At 66.3% G+C, this 2804-nt stretch carries 2 protein-coding genes; both read right to left on the bottom strand.

Annotated features, from left to right (window positions below; genetic code table 11):
• Complete coding sequence (locus tag KCI33_RS17780) at positions 1-1434, bottom strand: NAD(P)(+) transhydrogenase (Re/Si-specific) subunit beta (RefSeq protein WP_212526146.1); 1434 nt, start codon at positions 1432-1434, stop codon at positions 1-3.
• Between the two features lie 13 nt (positions 1435-1447).
• Positions 1448-2804, bottom strand: a 1357-nt coding sequence (locus KCI33_RS17775) for a Re/Si-specific NAD(P)(+) transhydrogenase subunit alpha (protein ID WP_212526145.1), incomplete at its 5' end; no start/stop codon positions are given.

Raw genomic sequence — 2804 nt, 5'->3', positions numbered from 1 at the left:
TCACTCGATCATGGTCAGGAGCTTGTCGATGGAGGCCTTTGCGTCGCCGTAATACATCCGCGTATTCTCCTTGAAGAACAGCGGGTTCTCGATGCCCGAGTAGCCGGTTCCGGCGCCGCGCTTGGAGACGAAGACCTGCTTGGCCTTCCACACTTCCAGCACCGGCATGCCGGCGATGGGCGAGTTCGGGTCTTCCTGCGCGGCGGGGTTCACGATGTCGTTCGCGCCGATGATGATCACCACGTCGGTATTCGGGAAGTCCTCGTTGATCTCGTCCATTTCCAGCACGATGTCGTAGGGCACCTTGGCCTCGGCCAGCAGCACGTTCATGTGACCGGGCAGACGGCCCGCCACCGGGTGGATGGCGAAGCGCACCTCCTTGCCCTTGGCGCGCAGCCGCTTGGTCAGCTCCGACACCGACTGCTGGGCCTGCGCCACCGCCATGCCGTAGCCCGGCACGATGATCACGCTGTCGGCCTCGTCCAGCGCCGCGGCCACGCCGTCGGCCTCGATCGCGACCTGCTCGCCCTCGACCTCCATCGCCGGGCCCGTGGTGCCGCCGAAGCCGCCCAGGATCACCGAGATGAACGACCGGTTCATCGCCTTGCACATGATGTAGGACAGGATCGCACCCGACGAGCCGACCAGCGCGCCGACAACGATCAGCAGGTCGTTGCCGAGGCTGAAGCCGATCGCCGCCGCCGCCCAGCCCGAGTAGCTGTTCAGCATCGACACCACCACCGGCATGTCGGCGCCGCCGATGCCCATGATCAGGTGGTAGCCGATGAAGAACGCCAGCAGGGTCATGGCGATCAGCGTCCAGATCCCCGCGCCGTTCAGGAACAGGATCAGCAGCACGACGCTGGCGATCGCCGCCGCCGCGTTCAGGATGTGCCCGCCCGGCAGCTTGGTCGCCTTCGAGGTCACCTTGCCCGCCAGCTTGCCGAAGGCGACGACCGAGCCGGTGAAGGTGACCGCCCCGATGAAGACGCCGAGGAAGACCTCGACCTTCAGGATCGACTGCTCGACGGCGTCCTTATGCGCCAGGATGGCGGCGAAACCGTCCAGCGCCTCGCGCTCCTCGCCCGTCATGGCCAGGACGCGGCCAAGCTCGATATAGGCGTTGTAGCCGACGAAGACCGCGGCCAGGCCGACCAGCGAGTGCATCGCGGCCACAAGCTGCGGCATCTCGGTCATCTGCACGCGCTTGGCGATGTAGTAACCGATGATCCCGCCGCCCGCGATCAGGGCCAGCGACAGCAGCCACAGGCCCGAGCCCGGGCCGATCAGCGTCGCCGCCACGGCCAGCGCCATGCCCACGATGCCATACCACACGGCGCGTTTCGCGCTTTCCTGCCCCGACAGGCCGCCGAGCGACAGGATGAACAGGACAGCCGCGACAACATAGGCGGCAGTAGTGAAGCCAAATTCCATCGTCACGGCCTCCTTAGGATTTCTGGAACATGGCGAGCATGCGCCGGGTTACGAGGAAGCCGCCGAAGATGTTGATCCCGGCCATGAACACCGACAGCGCCGCCAGCACGACCACCAGCCCCGAGCCCGAGCCGATCTGCATCAGCGCGCCGAGGATGATGATCGACGAGATCGCGTTGGTCACGGCCATCAGCGGCGTGTGCAGCGAGTGGCTGACGTTCCAGATCACCTGGAAGCCGACGAAGACCGACAGCACGAACACGATGAAGTGCTGCATGAAGCTCGCCGGCGCGACCAGCCCCACCCCCAGCAGCAGCGCCGCGCCGACCGCCAGCAGGGTCACCTGCTGCCTGGTCTGCTTCCTGAAGGCCGCGGCCTCCTGCGCCCTCTTCTCCTCCGGCGTCAGCTCCTTCGGCTTTTCCTTCTTCTGCGCCGCGATCGCCTGCACCTTCGGCGGCGGCGGCGGGAAGGTGATCTCGCCCGCATGGGTCACGGTCGCGCCGCGGATCACGTCATCCTCCATGTTGTGCACGACCTGGCCGTCCTTCTCGGGCGTCAGGTCGGTCATCATGTGGCGGATGTTGTTGGAATAGAGCGTCGAGGACTGCGTCGCCATGCGCGACGGGAAATCGGTGTAGCCGATGATGGTCACGCCGTTTTCCGACACCACCTTCTCGTTCGGGACGGTCAGGTCGCAGTTGCCGCCCTTCTCGGCGGCGAGGTCGACCACGACCGAGCCGGGCTTCATCGCCTTGACCATGTCCTCCAGCCACAGCTTGGGCGCCGGGCGGCCGGGGATCAGCGCGGTGGTGATGACGATGTCCATGTCGGGGGCGAGCTCGCGGAATTTCTCCAGCTGCTTTTCCCGGAACTCGGGGCTGGAGGGCGCCGCATAGCCGCCGGTGGCGGCCCCGTCCTGCGCCTGCTCCTCGAAATCGAGATAGACGAACTCCGCACCCATCGATTCGATCTGCTCGGCCACTTCCGGCCGCACGTCGAAGGCGTAGGTGATCGCGCCGAGGCTCGTCGAGGTCCCGATCGCGGCCAGACCGGCCACGCCCGCGCCCACGATCAGCACCTTCGCCGGCGGCACCTTGCCCGCCGCCGTCACCTGGCCGGTGAAGAAGCGGCCGAAATTGTTGCCCGCCTCGATCACCGCGCGGTAGCCCGCGATATTCGCCATCGAGCTCAGCGCGTCCATCTTCTGCGCGCGGCTGATGCGCGGCACCATGTCCATGGCGATGACATTCGCGCCCTTGGACCTGCACAGCTCAAGCAGAGCCTCGTTCTGCGCCGGCCAGAAGAAGCTGATCAGCGTCTGACCCTTCACCAGACGCTTCGCCTCCGTCTCCGAGGGCTCGCGAACCTTC

Source organism: Actibacterium sp. MT2.3-13A, assembly GCF_018139985.1.
Taxonomy (GTDB): Bacteria; Pseudomonadota; Alphaproteobacteria; order Rhodobacterales; family Rhodobacteraceae; genus JAGSOU01.
This window is presented reverse-complemented; position numbering and strand designations above follow the sequence as displayed.